Source organism: Cupriavidus sp. SIMBA_020, assembly GCF_046535395.1.
GTDB classification, from domain to species: domain Bacteria; phylum Pseudomonadota; class Gammaproteobacteria; order Burkholderiales; family Burkholderiaceae; genus Cupriavidus; species Cupriavidus campinensis.
The window spans coordinates 1-247 of sequence record NZ_JAWRWU010001332.1 but is presented as its reverse complement, the minus strand read 5'-3'; the positions used below and the strand labels follow the sequence as shown (position 1 = coordinate 247).

The window sequence follows — 247 nt, the reverse complement described above, 5'->3', positions numbered from 1 at the left end:
CGTGCTCGAACACGAGGCACGATCGGCGCATCGATTCGACGGGGAGGATGTATGCATGTACGAGTGATGGTGTGCCGGGCCGCTGTGGCAACGGCACTGACGGTGCTGGCCGCGAGCGCGGCGGCGCAGGAGCGGCAGGCGGAACCGGCGCTTTCTTCAATGCCCGCGGCGGCGCCCACCAAGGCGCAAAAGGCGGCGGATCGCCAATTGAGGAAGCGCGTTGCGCGTGCGCTCGGGCGAGCGAAGC

At 68.8% G+C, this 247-nt stretch carries 1 pseudogene; it reads left to right on the top strand.

Annotation, left to right across the window (positions count from 1 at the left end):
- Positions 1-51: 51 nt before the first annotated feature.
- Positions 52-247, top strand: a pseudogene (locus tag SB751_RS33840) (hypothetical protein); the annotation flags it as partial.